1 protein-coding gene is annotated in these 241 nt (G+C 41.5%); it reads right to left on the bottom strand.

The annotated features are described in order from the left end of the window. On the bottom strand, positions 1–241 hold a 241-nt coding region (locus tag AC2FA3_RS15560), incomplete at both ends, for a phosphoribosyltransferase (protein ID WP_490510382.1).

Raw genomic sequence — 241 nt, 5'->3', positions numbered from 1 at the left:
CTTTTACTCTTCTTTCCGGTTTATCCAGAAGCGTACAGAGCTTCATGCTCCTTGGATTTCTCTTAGATAAGATGTCCATCAGATAATATAATGTTCTTCCGGAGTCAATAATATCCTCCACGATCAGTACATTTTTTCCTTCCAGTGTCTCATCTAAGTCTTTTGCGATCTTAACAACACCGCTTGACTTCGTTCCGTCACCGTAGCTGCTGACACTCATAAAGTCCATTGATACCGGAAC

This window comes from Janibacter sp. CoH_79_TC_3 (assembly GCF_058197955.1).
This window is presented reverse-complemented; position numbering and strand designations above follow the sequence as displayed.